Source organism: Bacteroidales bacterium (genome assembly GCA_029210725.1).
Classification (GTDB): domain Bacteria; phylum Bacteroidota; class Bacteroidia; order Bacteroidales.
This window is the reverse complement of record JARGFM010000022.1, coordinates 1-20408: the sequence shown is the minus strand read 5'-3', so window position 1 is coordinate 20408 and position 20408 is coordinate 1. Positions and strand designations below refer to the sequence as shown.

The 20408-nt window shown below is 47.1% G+C and carries 18 protein-coding genes; 8 read left to right on the top strand and 10 right to left on the bottom strand.

The features are described 5' to 3' along the window. Window positions 1-30: 30 nt before the first annotated feature. Window positions 31-1776 carry an amino acid carrier protein gene (locus tag P1P86_12240; protein ID MDF1575947.1) on the top strand — a complete coding sequence of 582 codons (1746 nt, stop codon included), beginning with the start codon at window positions 31-33 and terminating at the stop codon, window positions 1774-1776. Here P1P86_12240 and rlmD read toward each other — a convergent pair. Together rlmD and P1P86_12230 are read right to left on the bottom strand one after the other, a co-directional pair. Then, on the bottom strand, window positions 1773-3176 hold the full coding sequence (rlmD, locus tag P1P86_12235; protein ID MDF1575946.1) for a 23S rRNA (uracil(1939)-C(5))-methyltransferase RlmD: 1404 nt from the start codon (window positions 3174-3176) through the stop codon (window positions 1773-1775). The two genes, P1P86_12240 and rlmD, sit on opposite strands and share 4 nt — an antisense overlap. Window positions 3177-3200: 24 nt before the next feature. After that, entirely contained in the window at window positions 3201-3680 is a 480-nt protein-coding gene (locus P1P86_12230) for a DUF302 domain-containing protein (GenBank protein MDF1575945.1), read from the bottom strand. Between the two features lie 74 nt (window positions 3681-3754). Here P1P86_12230 and P1P86_12225 point away from each other — a divergent pair, with 74 nt between their 5' ends. From P1P86_12225 to rlmB, 3 genes are read left to right on the top strand one after another with little or no spacing between them, the layout of a single operon-like run. After that, on the top strand, window positions 3755-5746 hold the full coding sequence (locus P1P86_12225) for an ABC-F family ATP-binding cassette domain-containing protein (GenBank protein MDF1575944.1): 1992 nt from the start codon (window positions 3755-3757) through the stop codon (window positions 5744-5746). A gap of 14 nt (window positions 5747-5760) precedes the next feature. Further along, window positions 5761-7059, top strand: a complete 1299-nt coding sequence (locus P1P86_12220; GenBank protein ID MDF1575943.1) for a GWxTD domain-containing protein — start codon at window positions 5761-5763, stop codon at window positions 7057-7059. Next, window positions 7059-7799 (top strand): 23S rRNA (guanosine(2251)-2'-O)-methyltransferase RlmB, encoded by a 741-nt coding sequence (gene rlmB / locus P1P86_12215; protein ID MDF1575942.1) that lies wholly within the window; start codon window positions 7059-7061, stop codon window positions 7797-7799. Before P1P86_12220 ends, rlmB begins: the two co-directional genes overlap by 1 nt. Window positions 7800-7811: 12 nt before the next feature. Here rlmB and P1P86_12210 read toward each other — a convergent pair whose 3' ends face one another. Then, on the bottom strand, window positions 7812-8276 hold the full coding sequence (locus P1P86_12210; protein MDF1575941.1) for an Lrp/AsnC ligand binding domain-containing protein: 465 nt from the start codon (window positions 8274-8276) through the stop codon (window positions 7812-7814). Window positions 8277-8393: 117 nt separating this feature from the next. Continuing rightward, on the bottom strand, window positions 8394-9650 hold the full coding sequence (locus P1P86_12205) for a mechanosensitive ion channel (GenBank protein ID MDF1575940.1): 1257 nt from the start codon (window positions 9648-9650) through the stop codon (window positions 8394-8396). A 99-nt stretch (window positions 9651-9749) separates the two neighbouring features. Between P1P86_12205 and P1P86_12200 the strand changes: the two genes are divergently transcribed. After that, the gene (locus P1P86_12200) at window positions 9750-11033 is read left to right on the top strand and encodes a M64 family metallopeptidase (GenBank protein MDF1575939.1); all 1284 of its coding nucleotides are present in this window, start codon (window positions 9750-9752) and stop codon (window positions 11031-11033) included. Window positions 11034-11083: 50 nt separating this feature from the next. After that, window positions 11084-11662, top strand: coding sequence for an RNA polymerase sigma factor (locus P1P86_12195; GenBank protein ID MDF1575938.1), 579 nt, complete (start codon window positions 11084-11086; stop codon window positions 11660-11662). Between the two features lie 182 nt (window positions 11663-11844). Here the strand turns inward: P1P86_12195 and P1P86_12190 are convergent, their stop codons facing one another. The 3 genes from P1P86_12190 to P1P86_12180 form a co-directional block, all read right to left on the bottom strand. Next, a complete protein-coding gene (locus P1P86_12190) occupies window positions 11845-12558 on the bottom strand; it encodes a peroxiredoxin (protein ID MDF1575937.1) in 714 nt (237 codons plus the stop codon). 25 nt (window positions 12559-12583) lie between these two features. Further along, window positions 12584-13021: a transcriptional repressor gene (locus P1P86_12185; protein MDF1575936.1), complete on the bottom strand. Its 438-nt coding sequence runs from the start codon at window positions 13019-13021 to the stop codon at window positions 12584-12586. 161 nt (window positions 13022-13182) lie between these two features. Continuing rightward, window positions 13183-16023 carry a CHAT domain-containing protein gene (locus P1P86_12180; protein ID MDF1575935.1) on the bottom strand — a complete coding sequence of 947 codons (2841 nt, stop codon included), beginning with the start codon at window positions 16021-16023 and terminating at the stop codon, window positions 13183-13185. 637 nt (window positions 16024-16660) lie between these two features. Here P1P86_12180 and P1P86_12175 point away from each other — a divergent pair. Next, window positions 16661-17419, top strand: coding sequence for a hypothetical protein (locus P1P86_12175; GenBank protein ID MDF1575934.1), 759 nt, complete (start codon window positions 16661-16663; stop codon window positions 17417-17419). Between the two features lie 27 nt (window positions 17420-17446). Then, window positions 17447-18301, top strand: a complete 855-nt coding sequence (locus tag P1P86_12170; GenBank protein MDF1575933.1) for a histidine kinase dimerization/phospho-acceptor domain-containing protein — start codon at window positions 17447-17449, stop codon at window positions 18299-18301. Window positions 18302-18336: 35 nt separating this feature from the next. On the opposite strand, the gene P1P86_12165 is transcribed toward P1P86_12170, so the two are convergent. The 3 genes from P1P86_12165 to mnmD form a co-directional block, all read right to left on the bottom strand. Beyond that, window positions 18337-18750 carry a DUF3127 domain-containing protein gene (locus tag P1P86_12165; protein MDF1575932.1) on the bottom strand — a complete coding sequence of 138 codons (414 nt, stop codon included), beginning with the start codon at window positions 18748-18750 and terminating at the stop codon, window positions 18337-18339. A gap of 124 nt (window positions 18751-18874) precedes the next feature. After that, window positions 18875-19597 carry an FKBP-type peptidyl-prolyl cis-trans isomerase gene (locus tag P1P86_12160; GenBank protein ID MDF1575931.1) on the bottom strand — a complete coding sequence of 241 codons (723 nt, stop codon included), beginning with the start codon at window positions 19595-19597 and terminating at the stop codon, window positions 18875-18877. Window positions 19598-19647: 50 nt separating this feature from the next. Then, a complete protein-coding gene (mnmD, locus tag P1P86_12155) occupies window positions 19648-20313 on the bottom strand; it encodes a tRNA (5-methylaminomethyl-2-thiouridine)(34)-methyltransferase MnmD (protein MDF1575930.1) in 666 nt (221 codons plus the stop codon). Window positions 20314-20408 lie beyond the last annotated feature (95 nt).

Genomic DNA, 20408 nt, shown 5'->3' with positions numbered 1-20408 from the left:
CCAATTTGTAATTGAACTAATCCCTATTGCATGCAAAAAGTCAATGAATTCCTGCTTTTCCTGAACGGCTATCTGGGGGGACACCAGTGGTTTGTCTATTTTCTGCTTGGAACCGGCATCTTTTTCACCCTGTACCTGGGCCTGCCCCAGATCAGGTATTTTGGTCATGCCCTGCGGATCGTCAAGGGCAGATATGATCGAAAGGGAGACATTGGGGACACCTCTCATTTTCAGGCTCTGACCACCGCTCTTTCAGGCACGGTAGGGACCGGGAACATTGCAGGAGTTGCACTGGCCATTCACCTGGGGGGGCCTGCCGCCCTTTTCTGGATGTTGATTACCGCACTTCTGGGAATGACCACCAAATTTGTGGAAGTTACCATTTCTCATAAATACAGGGACATACTTCCTGATGGCTCCATTTCCGGCGGTCCTATGTATTACATGAAGAAGCGCATGAATATTACCACCAGGAAGGGTAAAATTATCAAAACCGGAGCCGTGCTGGGAGCATTCTTTGCTTTTGCCACGATTCTCTCCTCCTTCGGGACGGGGAGTCTGCCGCAGATCAACAGCATCTCCGAATCGATGTTTACTTCCTTCGGGATCAACCATACACTCACCGGAGGCATACTGGCAGTGCTGCTGGGACTGGTTATCATCGGGGGCATCAGGCGGATTGCCAAAGTGACTTCCACACTGGTTCCTTTAATGGCACTGATCTATGTAATTGGAGCCATCCTGGTGATTTCTTCCAACTATCAGAATATACTACCCTCCGTGGCTTCCATCTTTACCGATGCCTTTACTGGCAGTGCTGCAGTTGGGGGCTTTCTTGGAGCAGGCTTTGCCTTTACCTTTAACAAGGGGGTTAACAGGGGTCTTTTTTCCAATGAAGCGGGACAGGGTTCCGCTCCCATAGCGCACAGTGCAGCCAAAGCCCAGGAACCCGTATCAGAGGGAATGGTGGCCATCCTGGAACCATTCATCGATACCATTATCATATGCACCATAACCGGACTGGTGCTGCTGTCATCGGGAGTATGGAACGAGAAGATTGAGAACCGCTTTCAGCAGGCCGACTTGCAGATTATCGAGGGGACTTACCTCGAGGATAAGGAAAGCGACCGTGCCCTGATGTCAAGGACCTTCAGCATGGATACCACGCTGGCCCTGTTTACAGGCTCCCTTCAGGTGGAAGAGGGGACCGTGATAACAAATGGGATTACCATTATTCATGCGGAGTCTTTTGCTGAGGATGTGGTGATCACCCAGGGGGAAGGCTTATTCACCGGCGCCATACCGGTGTCCGCAGGGGTGGTGCAGTTCAGCGAACTGTCTTCTGAAAGTGAAACGGTATATTTTACCGGAAACTCACTGATTCATAGTGCGGCGCTGACTACCGAGGCTTTTAAAAGAAGTGTTCTGGGCGACTGGGGACAGTACATTGTTTCCATAGGATTGCTTCTTTTTGCCTTTTCAACAGCCATCTCATGGTCCTACTACGGGGGAAGGGCGGTGACCTATCTTTTTGGTACCCGTTATGTGATCGTATACCGCATGATCTATGTACTGGGGTTTTTCCTGGCCTCCTTTACCGATACCACCATTGTGTGGAACCTCTCCTATATCACCATTGCGGTGATGACCATCCCCAACCTCTTTGGACTTCTGGTTCTCCGGAAGGATATAAAAAGCACCATCGGGACCTACTGGTCAGATTTTAGAAAGGACTGGCCCGCCGAGAAACTTCCCATGGGAATAAAACGATCTTAGACAGCCTCCAGGAGCGCTACATTCTCTACATGATGGGTATGGGGGAACATATCCACGGGCTGGATCCGGGTGACCCTGTACGCGCCGGAAAGCAGCTCCACATCCCTGGCCTGGGTGGCCGGATTACAGGAGACATAAACGATCCGTTTGGGAGCAATCTTCAGAATCTGCCCGATCACCCTGGCATGCATGCCTGCCCTGGGAGGATCGCTGATGATCACATCGGGTTTGCCATTCTTCTCGATAAAGTGGTCGGTAAAAAGATCTTTCATATCGCCGGCAAAGAACCGGGTGTTCCGGATTCCGTTTAGCTCCGAGTTCTGTTTTGCGTCCTCGATGGATTCGGGCACGGACTCAATACCCACCACCGAACGGGCCCTTCCAGCCATGAAATTGGCTATGGTCCCGGTTCCCGTATAGAGGTCATACAGGACCTCATGACCTTTCAGATCTGTAAAGTCCCTGGCCACCTGGTAGAGCCTGAGAGCCTGGTACGAATTAGTCTGGAAAAAAGATTTGGGCCCGATCTTAAATTTCAAATCCTCCAGCTGTTCAAAAATATGATCCCTTCCGAACCAGGTGAGGATCTCCTGGTCATAAAGGGTCTCATTTTTCTTGGGATTAATCACATACATCAGGCTGGTCAGACCGGGGAACTTCTCCCTGATGGCATCCAGCACCTTATACACCTCCGGCACATCGAACTGAACCGAGAGGATCACCATCACCTCCCCCAGGGTGCTTGTCCGGATGATCAGGTTCCTCAGCAAACCCTCATTACTTCGGTGGTCGTAAAAGCTGAGTTTCATTTTCAGGGCTGTCTCCCTGAGAAAATTGCGCAATGCATTCGTGGGTTCGCCCTGCAGGTAGCAGGTAAAAATATCTACCACCTTATCGAAGCGGCCCGGGACATGCAGTCCCAGGGCATTGGTATGTTCAAAAGGAATATCCTGTCTGGCTTCATGTTCCAGCAGCCACCGGTGGTTCGAAAAGGTGTACTCCAGTTTATTTCTGTATTGGGTGACCGGGTCGGAAGCCAGGATGGGCAGAGCCCGGGGAATCTCGACCCCGGCGATATGCCGGAAGGCATCCACCACCTGTTGTTCCTTGTAGTGCAGTTGACGCTCATAGGGAAGGTGCTGCCATTTGCATCCGCCACAGACCCCGAAGTGTTCGCAGAAAGGATCTGTTCTTTGCTCCGAGTAGCTGTGGTACCTGACCACGCGGGCCTCCATATACCTCCCCTTTTTTCTGAATACCTGGAGATCCACCACATCCCCGGGAACGGCATCCTTCACAAATACCACCATGCCATCGGCTCTGGCAAGAGATTTACCTTCCGCACCAATATTCTCAATGCTTACCTTTTCCAGCAGAGGTAAATTCTTTCTTCTGCCCATATATCAGATTTGGGAACAAAAGTATTATTCCTTCATCACATCTGCAATGATCTCCTCCACTTCCCTGGCAGCTTTCGACATGGTCTTCCGGATAAGCGGCGACATGGGCCTGGAGAGAAAGCCGGTATTCATCCTGGAGATCCAGAAAGAATCGTCCTCTTTTTCGTCGACAGAGATCCTGCAGGGCATCATGCTGGAGACAATCATTTCATCGTTTTGACTCAGAATTTCATAGGAAAGATCCGGGTTACATATCTCCAGGACCTTGACGCTTCTTACATCCTTTCCAAATTTCTTCATAGTAGCCTGCAGGTCGTGAACCACGGGAGTTTTCCAACCTTGATTTTCAATGGCCTTTTCCAGATCAGCGACTGTTGTTTCAAAATCTTTTGTATTCCTGTCCTCCCGGAACATCAGGGACGGGGAGATAAAAAAAACGATGAGCAGTCCAAGAAGCAATCCTGATACAACTCCGATAATAATTCCTGTTAACATGCGGTTCATTAATAAATCAGATTAGTGTTTGTAATGCCTAATATACAACTGACTCGCTGAATTGTTCTATTTTTGCCCGCAGAATGATATCCATAGATAATGTAACGATCCGTTTCGGGGCTTTTGTCCTCTTCGACAAGATTAGCTTTCAGGTGAACCCTGGAGACCGTATCGGACTGGTAGGGCGTAACGGGGCCGGAAAGACAAGCATTCTGAACCTGATTGAGGGGCGACAGGATCCGGATCAGGGGAGGGTGGTTAAAAGCTCGGGTATTGAAGTCGGGTACCTGCCGCAGCAGATGAAGCATAAAAAAGGGAAGACGCTCTACCGGGAGGCCCTGAATGCTTTTGCGTCGGTGATTGCTCTGAAAAAAAGAATCGATGCCATAAACAGGGAACTGGGTGAACGAAGTGACTATGAATCGAGTGCGTACCTGGATCTGATCCAGGAGCTTGCCAACGCCAACGAACTCTTTGAACTGGAAGGCGGGCATGCCATCCATGCCGAAGTGGAGCAGACCTTACTGGGTCTGGGTTTCAGGAAGAGCGATATGGAGCGCCCGGTGCATGAATTCAGCGGTGGCTGGCGCATGCGCGTGGAACTGGCCAAGATCCTGCTGCGCCGGCCGGATTATATCCTGCTGGATGAACCCACCAATCACCTGGATATTGAGTCCATCCAGTGGCTGGAAGAATTTCTTGGATCCTACCCGGGAGGGGTCCTGATCATTTCCCACGACCGTGCCTTCCTCGATAATGTCACCAACCGGACTCTGGAGCTGTCCCTGGGCAGGATATACGACTATAAAGTCTCCTACAGCAAATATGTGGATCTGAAGAAGGAGCGGATCGCCGTACAGCATGCCTCCTATGAGAACCAGCAAAAGCTGATCCAGGATACGGAGGAATTTATCAACCGCTTCCGGTATAAGGCGACAAAGGCCGTGCAGGTTCAGTCGCGGATCAAGCAGCTGGAGAAGCTGGACCGCCTCGAGGTGGAGAAGGAGGATGACCTGGTCATGAACCTGAAATTTCCCCCTTCGAAACGTTCAGGGACCATCGTGGTGGAAGCAGTGGGACTGAAGAAAAGTTTTGGAGAGATCAAGGTGCTCGATGGTCTGGATATGGTGATCGAACGGGGCGAAAAAGTTGCTTTTGTGGGAAAGAACGGGGAAGGAAAAACCACTTTATCAAGGATTCTGGTGGGAGAGCTTGATTATAGCGGACTATTAAAGATGGGACATAATGTGGAGCTTGGATATTTTGCCCAGAACCAGGATGAGATCATGGATGGCAGGCTCACTGTGATGGAAACGGTCGATCATGCTGCGGTAGGGGATATCCGTAACAAAATCCGTGATATCCTGGGAGCCTTCCTGTTCAGGGGTGAGGATGTGGATAAAAAGGTGAGCGTATTGTCGGGAGGGGAACGCTCCAGGCTGGCCATGGCCAGGATGTTGCTGCAGCCTTTCAACCTGTTGATCCTGGATGAACCCACCAATCATCTGGATATGCGTTCAAAAGATATCCTGAAAAAGGCATTGCTGGCCTTTGATGGTACGCTTATTGTGGTTTCTCACGACAGGGAGTTTCTGAACGGACTGGTTGATAAAGTGTATGAGTTCAGGGAACAGAAGGTGAAGGAGCACCTGGGAGGCATTTACGACTTCCTGCAGCGAAGGAAACTCACATCGCTCCGGGAGATCGAACGAAAAGAGCAGCCCGTAAAAGCAGGAAACAGGGAGGCTTCCGCCTCTTCCGGAAAGAAAACGCAGGCTGCACGGGATCCTCAGGAGCCTGTAAAACAGTCGAACAAGGAGCAGTATGAAGAGAAGAAGATGGAGGAGAAGAAGGTCAGAAAGATTGCGAACCGGGTAAAAGGGCTGGAGCATGAAATTGAGCAGATCGAGGAGGAGCTTTCAAAAATGGATAAGATGTTAATGAATCCCGACAATATTGATGGAATGCATGTCTATGAGACCTATGAGCAGCTCAAATTGAAGCATGATGAGGCCCTGGCTTCCTGGGAAAAGCAGACTCTCTTGCTTGAAAAAGCGATGGGAAAAAGAAAATAGTTAATTTTAGGGATATGGGACGGATCCATGTATGCTTGATGACCTGCTGTATCTTAGCCGGGCTGACTGCCGGATGCAGCTCTTCAAAAAATACAGCCGGCAGCGAAAAGGAGGGGCAGATGGCCTCCCTGTACAACCCCAGTAAGCTTTCGCTGCATCCCGATTTCTCTCTTTATCATGAGAACGATAACTACAGCGTTCTGTATATCAGGGCCTATCCTTCGGAATTGAGGTTTAACCAGACCAACGAAGAGTTCGAATACCGCGCCTTGCTTAAAGTCAACTACGAGCTTTTAATCATGGGAGAAAACGGAGAGGAGGACCTTCTGGCCGATTCGGCTTCGGTGGTTTACAAGTTACTGGAAAAGGATGAGAAGAGCCCGGCTTTTTTTGCATCGCTCACCATCCCGGTCAGACAGGGTTCCCGTTACCTGCTTAAGGTGGAAACAACAGATCTGAACCGTGGCAGCATTGGCCTGGAGTACCTCTATGTGGATAAAACCAGTCTCTTCAGTCCCCAGAATTTCAAAGTAATTTCCTCCTATTCGGGATATCCCAAATTCATGCGTTTTTTCCTGGCGGGCGAAAAATTCAATATAAGGTACAGGGACCGGGGATATGACTCGATCTATGTGGACTATTTCAGGTTCTCCAGTGAACTGCCCCGTCCTCCCGTCACAGCCACTTCTGATTATACCATGAATTACACACCAGATACCAGTTATATATTTCCCCTGATCGACACCTTTGATTATGATCTCCGCCAGGAAGGTATGTACCATGTAAAAGTGGATAAAGAACACGAAAAGGGGCTTACCCTTTTTAATTTCGGAGGCTCTTTTCCCGAAGTAAAGACCACCAGGGAGTTGATGGAGCCACTCTTTTACCTGGCTACCCTTGCCGAATACAGGGATCTGAGAACACAGCCAAACAGGAAGCTGGCCGTAGATAATTTCTGGTTAAAAATGGGAAACAGTGTGGAAAGATCCAGGGAACTGATCCGGATCTACTACAACAGGGTGGTCTATTCAAATTTGTACTTCTCCTCCAATAAGGAGGGCTGGAAGACCGACCAGGGAATGATATTTATACTTTTCGGACCTCCTGCAAGGATCCAGATGACCAGCAGGGGAGAGAGCTGGTATTATTTTGCAAAGCGCAGAAGCAAAGTTGTGGAGTTCAGATTTGAGCGTGTGCAGGATGCCTTTTCCGACCAGAATATGATGTGGCAGAAGACCCCCGAGTCGCAGTCTTTCCGGAACGAAGCCATCAGGTCCTGGAGAAACGGAAAGGTGTATTCAATGGGTTCCTGATGGTAAAAAACAACAACTATATTTTCGGCATACATGCGGTTCTGGAAGCTGTCCAGGCTGGAAAGGATCTGGATAAGGTGCTTGTAAGAAGAGGAGCAGGATCGGATCTTCTGAAAAAACTGCTGGCAGTTCTGAGCAGGATGGAGATTCCTGTTCATCAGGTCCCGGTGGAAAAACTGAACAGGATTACCGGGAAGAACCACCAGGGAGTAATCGCTTACCTTTCGGAGATATCCTACGCGGATATTACCAGCCTGCTTCCGTCCATTTTTGAAAAAGGGGAGGACCCCCTGATCCTCCTGCTCGACGGGATATCAGATGTTCGCAATTTCGGCGCGATAGCGCGCAGTGCGGAATGTGCCGGTGTTCATGCCCTGGTTATTCCTGCCTCGGGAAGCGCGGCTGTAAATGCCGATGCCATCAAAACTTCGGCAGGAGCGCTGCACCGGATCCCGGTATGCCGGCACCGCGATCTGCTGACAGTAATGAGGTTCCTGGCAGATAGCGGACTGCGACTGTTTGCCGCCACGGAAAAAGCCAGCGATTCCATTTATGACAGCGATATGACCGGTCCGGCCGGAATCGTTCTGGGAAGTGAAGATTCGGGAATCTCCGCCCCCTTGCTTAAGGTGGCCGCTTCCTGGATCTCCATCCCGATGAAAGGCTCTATCTCTTCGCTGAACGTGTCTGTGGCTGCAGGCGTGATCCTGTTTGAGACACTCCGGCAAAGGAGCAAATAAACTCAGGAGGCCCTATCCCAGGGGGAGCTGCCGGTTGAAACTCTCCTCCAGGGAAATGAAGGTTTCAGTTCTTGATATACCCTTGATAGCCTGTACTTTATCGACCAGAAGAAGTTTCAGGTCTTCGTTGTTCCTGGTGTATATTTTAATAAAGATAGAGTACCCGCCTGTAATATAGTGGCATTGAGTGATTTCGGGAATATCTTTCAGCTGCTCCACCACCTGGGGATACAGGCTGGCACTGTCCAGGAAAATACCCACATAGGCGCAGGTATTAAAGCCAATCTTTTTCGGGCTGATACTAAATTCTGATCCGGTAATCACACCCAGTTTAGAAAGGCGCTGGATTCGTTGATGAATGGCAGCACCCGAAACCTTGCACTCTCTGGCAACCTCCAGGTAAGGAATGCGGGCATTTTTAGTAATCAGGGAGAGGATCTTGCGATCAAGGTCGTCAATATGATGCGTCTCATCCATGCGGAAGCGAATTTATAATCTGTTATGAATATTCAAATGTAGTTACAATTTGAAAGAAGTTAACAAGCGGAGGTGTGATTTTAAACATATTAGCCCCCAAAACCCTTACATCTGATTTTATTCGGTGAGTTTATGAAAATCCTGACCGGTAGGATTCTGGAATATACGCAGGTCAAATTCCGGCAAGATGGCCAGGATATGGTCAAAGATATCTGCCTGGAGCGCCTCATACTTCGCCCAGGCCTGGTCCCTGGAGAAGACATAAATCTCCAGTGGCAAACCTTTGTCGGTGGGCTGAAGGTGCCTGACCAGGAAGGTCATATCCTTATGGATCTTCGGATGCTGCAACAGGTATTCCTCCAGATATTTCCGGAAGGTACCCAGATTGGTCATTTTCCGTCCGTTGGTCACTACCCCCTCCTCCAGCTTGAGGGATTTGTTGTATTCGGCAATCTCCTTTTGCTTGCTGCTGATATAATCCTTTAGCAGGTGGAAATTGCCAAGTTTTTCAATTTGTTCAGCATTCAGGAAGGTGACACTGCTCATATCGATGTTTACGGAGCGTTTGATCCTTCGGCCACCACTTTTCTCCATCCCCTTCCAGTTATTGAAGGATTCGGAAACCAGGGCATAGGTGGGAATAGTGGCAATGGTCTTATCCCAGTTCTGCACTTTCACCGTATTGAGGCTGATGTCGATCACATCCCCGTCGGCATTGTATTTGGGCATGGAGATCCAGTCGCCCACATTGACCATCTGATTGGCCGAAAGCTGTATGCTGGCCACAAATCCCAGGATGGTATCCTTAAAGACCAGTATCAAAACAGCGGCCATCGCACCCAAACCCGTTAACAGGGAATTGGGAGCCTTCCCGCTGAAAATGGAAATAATCAGGATCACTGCGGCGAAATAGAATACAATCTTCACCACCTGCATGTAGCCCTTAATGTTCCTTCCCTTTGAAATGGGCAGTTTCTGGTAGATTTCATGGATGGCATTAAGTAAAGAATCAATGACCAGCAGGACCACCAGTACCATGTAAGCCTGGGTGATGTTACCCAGGAAGTTGACCAGTTTCTCAGCCTCAAAAATATACTGAAGCGCATAGTAAACAATCAGGGCCGGTGCCAGATGAGCAAAACGGTTAAATACCCTCCGTTTCACAAAAACATCGTCCCAGTCGTTCTTCGACCGTTTTGCCAGTCTGGTGATGGAACTGATGATCATCCTTTTTACGATAAAATCGGCCAGGATTGCCAGGATGATTGTAAGCAGAATAACGGTGGCATTTTCAATAATAACCTGCATGCCCTCCGACAGTCCGGTTCCGGATAGCAGCTCAATATACCAGGTAATCCATCTTTCAATCATCATATTTAAGTTTTTTCTGATGCACAAATAAGATACTAAAATATCAATATTAAATCAGGAATAGCACTTATATTGCGATCTTTAAATCTAAAATTCCCCGGAATGAAAAATATCTCCCCCCTTATGGCAGGCATTTGTCTGCTGCTGGTTTTTCAAACTGCCAGGAGCCAGGATTTTGATCAGTATTTTGACCAGGGCGTGATGAGGATCGATCTGGTGTTTTCGGGAAGCGCCGGGGAGACCAGCTATGCCTTATCCGGCGTGAAAAAAGAGCAGTTTTACAGTGGATCCCGTTTAAATCTGACAGACCCTTTCGACTACGGCGACCACAAATTTGTGGTGAAGAGTGACTCCAGCGGTGAGATTATTTTCAGCCACAGTTATTGCACCCTTTTTCGGGAGTGGCAGACAACGGAAGAATCGCAGAAGATCAGGAGGGCCTATCCTCACGTACTCAGGTTCCCATGGCCCAAAGCAGCCGTTGTGGTTGAGATCCATGACCGCAACAGTGCCGGAGTGTTCGAAAAAGGCTGGTCGGCTTCTTTTGATCCGGCATCGATCTACTGGGATCCCGGAAACCCCTTTCAGTTTGAATCGGCCGACCTGGAGATCCATGGCTCTCCTGAAGAGAAGGTCGATATTCTTTTCCTCGCAGAGGGATATCAACGGGAAGAGATGGATAAATTCCTGGAGGATGCCAGGCGATCGGCCGGCTACATTTTTTCTGAGGAGCCTTTTACAGGCAAGAGGAAACAATTTAACATCCGGGCTGTAAAATCGTTCAGCCGGGATTCAGGCACCGATATTCCGGGAGAGGGGATATGGAAAAATACCGTGCTGAACTCCAGCTTCTACACCTTTGGAGTGGAGCGTTATATGACCACCATGGATTACCGGGCAGTCTGTGATGTGGCAGCCTGTGAGCACTATGATCAGATTTATATCCTGGTAAACACAGATAAGTACGGGGGAGGTGGCATCTACAACCACTACAGCATCTCGGCCGCCGACAATATCCAGTCCAGGGCGGTGGTGATCCATGAATTCGGACATTCATTCTGCGGACTGGCCGATGAATACTACTCTTCGGCAGTGGCCTATAACGACTACTTTCCCCTGGATGTGGAACCATGGAACCCCAACCTGACCACCCTGCTTGACTTTGATTCAAAATGGAAACAGATGGTCCCTGAAGGGACTCCCGTCCCGACCCCTGCTGAAGACAAGAACAGGGATATAGTCGGAGTATATGAAGGAGGCGGATATGTGGCCAAAGGGGTGTTCCGGCCCATGATGGATTGCCGGATGCATACCAATGAGGCTGTCTTTTGTCCGGTTTGTTCCGAAGCACTGCTCAGGATGATAAAACGAGTTACAGGGCTTTAGAACATTATAATTTTTATATTTGTCGTTCAGCAAAATCCAACCCTGGTCAAGTGAAAAGGCTGTCTGATGAAGAAATAATAGCCGGACTCAGAAAACGGGACAACCGTGTTCTGCAGTACATATATAAAAACAGCTTCACCGCGGTCAGGCAGCTGGTCCTTCATAATGCCGGTTCTGAATCGGATGCTGAAGATATCTTCCAGGAGTCTTTAATCATCATTTTCAAGAAGTTAAAGAATGGCCAGAGTTTCAGGCTTGAGGCAGCGTTTTCCACCTATATCTATTCCATTTCGCGTTTGCTCTGGTTGAAACATCTTCGGCAGATCAAGAGGATTGAGATTGATCCGCTCAACCGGGATATGGAAGAACGCATCGAATTTGAAGAACCTTTACCTGTTGAAGACAATGATCTCCGGATGGCTATTTATCAGCGTACTCTGCTTGGCATACCCGAAGATTGTCAAAAGATACTTCAGCTGACTGCCCAGGATCTGAGTTCCTCTGAAATTGCTCATCAACTGGGATTCAGAAGCGAGGGCTATGTTCGAAAGCGCCGGCATTTCTGCAAAGAGTACCTGATCAACAGGATCAAGGATGATCCCGATTATCAGGCCATGTTCAGCGATTAGCCCTTTCTCCCGGACCCCGGATGATAAAGGCCAAAGCCCCTGAGGGCAGCCGTGTTTAAAAGGACATTTGTGCCAGCGCACCATTGGAGGCTTATCTCCCTGGCTCAATACATAAAAAAAAGAAACCGTCTCAAATTGACTTTTGAGACGGCCTCTTATTAAGCTGGAACAAAGGTGAAAAACTACTTGTTCAGGATTTTTTTCAGTACTGTCTCTTCGCTGATCTTCCTGGTGCAGAAGAACCAATCGACACACTCGACTCCATCTTCTTTTCCTTCCATACGATCTGCTGCAGTTCCACAGGACCCGGCAGGGGGAACGATCACATCATCTCCCGGACGCCAGTCGGCCGGTGTGGCGCAATCAAAAGCATCGGCTGTCTGCATGGCAATCAATGCCCGGTACAGCTCATCGAAATTACGTCCCAGGCTGAGCGGATAATAAACGATTGCCCGGATGATCCCCTTGGGATCCACAAAGAATACAGCCCTGACCGCCTTGGTGGTATCTTCATTGGGCTGGATCATGCCATAAAGTCTGGCAACATCCATGGTGATATCCTCAATCAGGGGAAATTTCACCTCCACATTTTTCATTCCATTAAATTCCATGGTTTCCTGGATCCTCCTGAGCCATGCAATATGGCTGTAAAGACCATCCACGGAGAGCCCTACCAGTTTGCAATTGGCCTTTTCAAACTTCTCCTCCAGCGTAGCGAAGGTCATAAATTCGGTGGTGCAAACCGGGGTAAAATCAGCGGGGTGACTGAACAGGATGGTCCAGCTTCCTTTATAATCGGAGGGGTAATTAATGTCGCCCTGAGTGGTTTTGGCCTTAAACTCGGGCGCTTTGTCGCCAATACGGGGCATGCTTGTCACTTTTACTTGTTCTTCCATTGTGCTTGTTGTTTTTAAAGATTAATCAAATTGCTTGTTTATTATGCTTAAAATTTCCTTTGATCTGCAGAATGATATCCTCAATATTAAAATGAGGCAGACTTTTTTTGCTGAAGTATTCCTGGAGCAACTGATTCAGTTCTTCATCGAAATAATCTTCGATCCGGTCCGTTTCAGAGCAATAGATATGATGATGCTTTTTCAGGATTCCATCGTAGCGCATGGCATCTTTATCTGTTTTGACACGACGCACCAGTTTCTTTTCCACCATCACATCCAGTACATTGTAAACCGTACCTGTGGCAATACCCGGATGGGAACTCCGGATATAATCAATAATTTGGTCGGCAGTGGGATGGTTGCCAAGGGTGCAGACAGCTTCCAGGATGGCAAAACGCTGAGGGGTAACTCTCATCCCGGCATCCTTTAACTTCTGATTGATCTGATGATCACCTGATTTCATAATAAAAAATCTTAGATAAGAATTATTCCTATATAATAACGCTTTTGATTATCAAATGTTCAAAAAACCGGAAAACGGTCGCAGGACGAATAGAAAATTACCCTGGAACCAGGCCCCGGGATCATTGAAGGGGGAGCCGGGCTGGCTGGTGTCTGAGGCTTTTACAGCCTGGCTCTGGATTTCCGGTATTGAAGAAAGATCAGTACCCCGGCAAAGAGGGTAATCAATATCATCCAGTAGGCAAATCCGGATTTCCGGTAAATGGGGCTTCCGTCTCCCAGTACTACAAATCCCGACCAGAAATATGGATTGGAGGTCAGATCGTCAGCTAACTCCAGGTAATCGATTTTTGCATGCCGCATGGCTTCCTGTTTGCTCTTTCCTCTTTTCAGGTATTTATAAAAGGAAGTCATCAGCTCCGAACTCGATTTATCGGCCACCTGCCAGAGCGTCATGATAATGGAAGGGCAGCCGGCATAAATAAACCCCCGGGCCAGGCTCATCATTCCTTCTCCCTTTTGCATTTTTCCAAAACCACTGTTGCATGAACTCAGCACTGCCATCTGGGCGTTCAGCTTCATATTGTAGATCTCATAGGCATAGAGCCTGTTATCTTCAGTGCTGTCGGCCGATTTCGCGTTTGTAAAAGCCAGTAAGGAGTATAGCGGCGCATCATCTTTCATGATCGTATGCGTGGCCAGATGCAGAACATTGTAATCGGCGGCATACTTTTTAAAATTGGCTTCAGTGGCCTGTTCATTGATAAAAACCTTCGACGGAACGGTTTCATGAATGCTTTGTACCTCTTTGATGGTCCCCACGAGAGGAAAAAGAAATTCGGAGTTTTCGCTGATCTGGCGGAATTGTGCCGTATCCATGGTGTTCAGTGAATTCTCATATTTAGGAGCAAAAGCGAGCACCTTCTCTTCCGGCGATTTGGATTTAAAACGCTTGCTGAAAAGGAGCGTTGAGGAGTGGGAATAGCCCACAGAGAAATCTCTGATCATATAAGGCAGGTCCATATAATTTATGTGCTCCGTATCCGTAGCCCGGGTGATAAGCCCTTCAAATGGAATGTAGGTGATGGCACCATCGGGAACAATGGTAAAGTTCTCCCGGTCGGTATATTCCAGGCAGGGTTCTATCAGGATCTTGTAGAACTTGGATCCAAGATTCACAAACCTCCGGTAATTGTCGTGTACCCCCCCGCTGAAATTCTGATTATTAAGGAGAGCATAATACTCCAGACATTCTGTGTCAAACTCCGGCCCGATTTCCTGAGAGAACACATGGATCCCTTTCCTGTCCACCACGTAGGTGATCAGCAAAGTATCGGATAAAACATATTCGATCAGGGCATCACGGTAGGATAGTTTATCCTGAACATCCTTTAAAGAAACAAATCTGGGATTGTACTTTAACTCATAGTAGTTTGCGTATTTTTCTTCAATATCCTGCTTGAGATAGTCATAGTCATCTTTCAGGTGAAACAGGGTTTCCTTAAAAAACTCTATCAGGGAACTATCCGGATCGGACTTGATCTGCTCCTTATAGAGCAGCTCCTCATAGGCCTGTATCTCTCCCATAAAGCGATTCTCCTTTTGCCTGACCTCTTCGGGCAGATCGGCAAACTGTATGGCTTCCACATCCTTAATTTCACTGTAGAGGGCAAAGGACTTGCTGGTCTCGGCAAACATAAAGGACTGTTCCAGATAGCTGGTCTCGCCGGTCAAATCGTAAAGCATCTTTCCGGTGTAAACCGCCTCCCTGTATACCTCCAGAATCTGGGACGTGGCGAACAGCCGGCTATCCTCGTCGCTCATGGCCAGCTTCATATAATTCAGGGTCTCAATGGCCTTCTGGTAAGCCTCGTAGGACCTGAGCAGGTCCTCAAAATTCCGGGACCTTTGGAACTGTTCAAAAAGGATCCGGCTTCTCAGAACATGAAGTTCCGGGAGGCCGGTGGCCAGTTCGTTACTTCTGGCATTACTTGATCCCTCAATGGAAAAGCGGCTGAGGAAAGTGTTCAGAACCTCGATGCTGCTATTGACAATCCACAGGGCTTTTTCAAGATTTCCCAGCCGGTAATGAATGGTGGCAGACCGGTAAGAAATATCGGATTGGTAAATAATCTTGGATTTAATGGCGTGGGGGTCCAGGGTCTCAATAAAGATATAGGCATTGTCACACTCCTCCAGTGCCAGATCATACTCCTCATACAACATATGAAACCCAATGACATCATAAAAGTAATTGATGACATCTCTAATATGCTCCTTTAATGTAGATGGATGTTTGAAAATTTTAAGGGCTTCCTCGAAATGTTTTTGTGCCAAATCATAATTGTTCAGCAACGAATAAAGGGATGCTTTTGTAGTGTGCAGGCGGAATTCAATAACCGGATTAATATTAAGCTTTTTCAGATCGATCATCGAAAGCTTTTCCTCGGCCAGTTCATACTCCTCCAGTTCAAATAGCAGTTCAACATAATTAGAGTAGACAAAAGTAAAATCAATGCTGTTCTGGTAGCCGTTCCGGATCAGAAAATCCAGGGCATATTCGTAATACTCTTTGGTCCTGTACAGGTCATTCTGCACCTTATAGATATTCCCCTTGTTGTGATAAATGGTCCCAAAATAGCGGTGGTTGGGATCGTTTTGCCTTAAGATCTTTTCGGCCTCATCTAAATATGTAAGAGCTGTACTGTTATTATAAATATCCCGGTACAGGGAAGCCAGGGAAATATAGTTATTTGCAACCCGGTAATCGATGTTGTAGGTGTTGGAGCTATGGGCCAGCTCAATGGCCTTTTTATAAAAGATTTCGGCCGAATCCAGGTTGATATTGATCTTAAAATAATCATAAGCCTTATTGCTGATATCAAAGATCAGCTCCGCCACCTGGGGGTCCTCCTCCATCCTTTCCTGAGCGGACCCCGGGAAGGAAAAAAGGGATGCAAGAAGCAGCATACACAGGAAGTGGCAGGCAGGGCTCTGTTTCATTGCAGGGAATAAAGCTTAAATGAACGAAATTATGGGATAGGATGCAAGTATTTCTGTGAAATGATATAAAAATTACGGCGATTAATCTTCAGAAAATCAGATATATGTAAGCTGTCAAAAAAGAAAGTAAAAAAAAAGTTCACTTTTCCGGGTAACGTTTGCCCCTTTTCTGGAATTAACTATTGAAAACAAAAACAAACAGAAGTTGAATCCCTAATTTAAAAGCCATGAAAACTGTAGACTTTAAATTATTTGCAAAAGATGCGATCCGTGAAGTGGAACTGAATTATTTAAAAGGCGGATTGACCAAAGGAGATCCAGTATCCGATCTGGTCCATCCTCCGACGAAGTAAACCGGTATTCCGGAAATTTTGATTTGACTAAAAGACGGTCCTTTGACCGCAACATATGGATCCGTGAACTTGAAAGGGCGAATAATTTCCCCCTGACAATGAAACGGTAAGGAAAAACCGGAAACGGGGCTTCCTGCATGGGTGCACAATTATTTGTGCAAGATGTTCTGGACAGTATGCAGGCGTGCATACTGAGGCCAGGGAGAACAAGAGCCGGAATGTATGGTCAGAAGTGGCTGTACATGGATCTTGCATCCTTGAAACCAAATTTAACATTTATTGATATGAATCGAGACAGGCACATTTTACAAAAGTACCTGGACAACGAGCTTTCGGAGAAAGAGTTGGCCAGGTTCGAGCAGAAGCTCAACTCCAGTCCGGAGTTGTTGATCGACCTGAACCTGTATAAGGAGGTTGATGAAGCAATTGCCGATACGGAGGTATTGGATTTCCGGGCCCAGTTGAGTGATCTGCGGGAAGAGACACGAAGATCGGAAACCGGAAAAAGGGTTTTTCGGTTCACCCGGCCATGGCACTATGCAGCATCGGCAGCACTTGCTCTGCTCGTGGCCATAGGTCTGGCCACTGTACTTGGGAGGCCACTCTCTAATAACGATTTATTTGCCAAGTACATGAAACCCTATGAACTGGTTCTTACCAATCGTTCTGTGGACAATGAAGTTACCACCTACTGGATGAATAAGGCCCAGGAGCATTTTCTCAAAGGGGAATTTGAAGGAGCCATTGATTGTTTCGACGAGGTGCTTGAAATCAATACAAATAAGATGGAAGCCGATTTTTATATGGGCGTATCTTATATGGAGATTGAACAACACAAGGAGGCAAGCGAATCCTTTATCCGGGTTATTGAACATGATGATAACCTCTATATTCAGAAGGCCGAGTGGTTCCTGGCAGGATGCCTGCTGGCGATGGATGAAACAGAAAACGCCAGGAGAAAACTGGCTAAAATCGCATCTTCCTCCAGTCATTATTATAAAGATGATGCTGCTAAGATCCTTAAAAGGATGAAGCAGAACTGATATTTGAAATATTGCGGATAACGGGTGATGGTAGAAAAGCTTGCATATAACGAGCTTCTGGAATACACCAGGCAACTGGAACAGAAGGTTGCCGGACTGGAGGAGACCCTGAAACAGTTTCAGTCCGATGGTACCCGGGTGAAGACCAGGTTTCTGTCCAATATTTCGCATGAGATCAGGACTCCCATGAATGCCATCATCGGTTTTTCACACCTTCTTGGTGATGAAGATGTGGATTGCAATCAGAGGGATGCATATATCGATCACATTACCCGTAACAGCAATTCGCTCTTAAACATGATGGACAACCTGATTGATCTGACTCTGATCGAAACAGGTAATCTTCAACTCAAGGAGGATGAAGTTGCAATTTATGATTTGTTGAAAGACTTAAATGATAAGTATAATCTGGACAGATACAAGGTTAACAGGGAAAGGGTCGCCTTACTTTTAAATGCCAGGGAGGCTTTTAAAAAGGCTATAATCATTGCTGATAAGCAGCGCCTGTCGAGAGCATTAAGCTGCCTGATTGAAAATTCCCTGAACCAGACAAAAAAGGGTGTCGTAGAATTTGGCGCATCTTTCGCCGATAAAAACACCTTGATTTTTACCATTAAGGACAGCAGCAGCATGTTGTTACAGGATGGGATCAAGAAGATCTTTGAAACAGCTGAAAAAGAAGAGGACTGGTTTAATACCAATGATACAATCGGACTTGGCTATAAGTTGGCCAGCGGACTGGTAAAATCCATGAACGGAGAGATCAGGGTTACAGACAGTTCCTTTAAAGGTATTACCATTGAATTTTCAATTCCAGTGAGAATGGTAACTCCAAAGTATTATCACTCTTTGGAAACGAAACGGATTGATGCTTCTGCCTGAAATTAATTAGGGATTTTGTTTTTGTTTTCAGGTTTTCAAAAGGGCAGATCATCAAAACCGGAATCATTTTCGGGAGGATTGGGAGGAAATGGAGCATCCTGAGCCGGCGCAGCGCTATCCATTGGGAATTCGTCAGCCAAATTGCCTGCGGCGCCCGGGACTTTCTCGATGCGCCAGGCTTCCAGGTTTGTAAAATAGGATACCTGGCCGTCTTTTTCCCATTTGCGACCTCTAAGGTTGAAGGAGACTTTTACCGTGTCGTCGATATTAAACTGGTCAAGCAATGAGCATTTATCCTGGGTAGACTGGAATTTAATAAAGTCAATAAATTCGTATCCGGTGGCACCGGTGGATTTGATCTCAAGGACAAATTCACGTTTCTGGAACCGGTCCGAGACCTGTTGCGTTTCGTATTTTTCTGCCAGGCGGCCATTAATCTCGAAGCTCATACTCGATATTTTTCAGTGAGAATATAAATTTAAGGATAGTATATTGAAGAAAGCCACAATTCGAACTTTATGATCATAAAAAAAGGCTGTACGCTTGGCGGACAGCCTTTTTTTAGCTGGCGGACTATTTCACATCAAGTAACTCCACTTTGAAAATCAAAGTTGAGTTAGCGGGAATAGGACCTGTGGCTCTCGGTCCGTACGCAAGGTTGGAAGGAATATAAAATTTAAAGGTGGATCCTGCAGGCATCAACTGGAGGCCTTCTGTCCAGCCCGGGATCACCCCATTCAACGGAAAGGTTACGGTGTCTCCGGTTTCGTAGCTGCTATCAAAAACAGTTCCGTCGATCAGGGTGCCTTCATAAAACACAGAGACTTCAGAAGTCTCAACAGGCATGGGACCTTCACCTTTGGAAATGATTTCATACTGCAGGCCGGATTCGGTGGTAATCACGCCTTCTTTTTTACCGTTTTCATCCAGAAAAGCAATGCCCTCCTCCATGGTTTTAATCGATTCCTCTTCAGCTTTCATCGCTTCGGCATCTGAAAATGAGATGCTCAGATCGCGGAAGACACTTTGTGCACTCATGGGATCAAAGGAAGAGGAGTCTTTTAAAACCTGGAGCAGTCCGGCTGCAAGAAGGTCGGCATCCACTTCCCAGGGTGCTTCCCCAACACTGTAGCCCCAGTTTAATCCAAGAAAATAGTTCAGGGAGTCGGACTGGGTTTTCATGGTGATCTGACTTTCCGGTTTTACCCCACTGCTGGTACCTGTTCCAATAAAGTACCCTGTAACCAGGGCTGCTACTGCCACTACAACGAGTGTGATAATCTGTTTGTTATTCATGTAAGTTATTGTTTAAATAATGTTTGCGAAGTTAAAAGAAATATTACAGATTACAATGATCTTTTTACGGCTCTGATTATCTCCCGTTTTCCCGGAGGCCCCGCCACCTTATTCACTTCGAATCCACAGGATTCCAGAGTTTTGCGAACAAGCCCCTTGGAGGAGTAGGTTAAAAGAACGGCTTCCGGATCTGTGACCTGGACGATGGAGTGAAAGATTGCATCGCTCCACAGCCCGGGTTGTTTATCGGGCGAAAAGGCATCAAAATAGACCAGGTTGAACGCTGAAGGGGGATTCATGGACCGGAAGTCTGCCTTCTCCTTGAAGAGCAGAAACCGGTCGGTAATCTGAACGTTTTCTCCCCACGGACAGCTGTGGATGCGATGAAAAATGCCTTCTGGTAACATTTCAAGCAGGGACTCATAGTTCAACAAATCATATTCGGATTCCGTCAGGGGATATTTTTCAACAGTGTGGTAGTAGATATCTTTCTTAAGTCTGGTCGATTCCCGCAAAGTAAGAAGGGCATTCAGCCCGGTACCAAAACCCAGTTCCAGAATTCTGACAGAAGGCTTATCCATGGTAAAAAGGCCATGTTTAATAAAGATATGCCAGGATTCCTGGAGAGCCCCGTGGGTAGAATGATAGGGCTCTTCCATTCCATGTACAAACATGGTATGGGAGCCGTCCCCGGTCATCATCAGCCTTCTCTCCATCAGGCAAAATTACTTATTATTAATTAAAGTTTCGCAGTTCTCTTAGATGTTGAAAACTAACAAGATATAGAAAGAAAAAAGCAGCAGGATTGTTA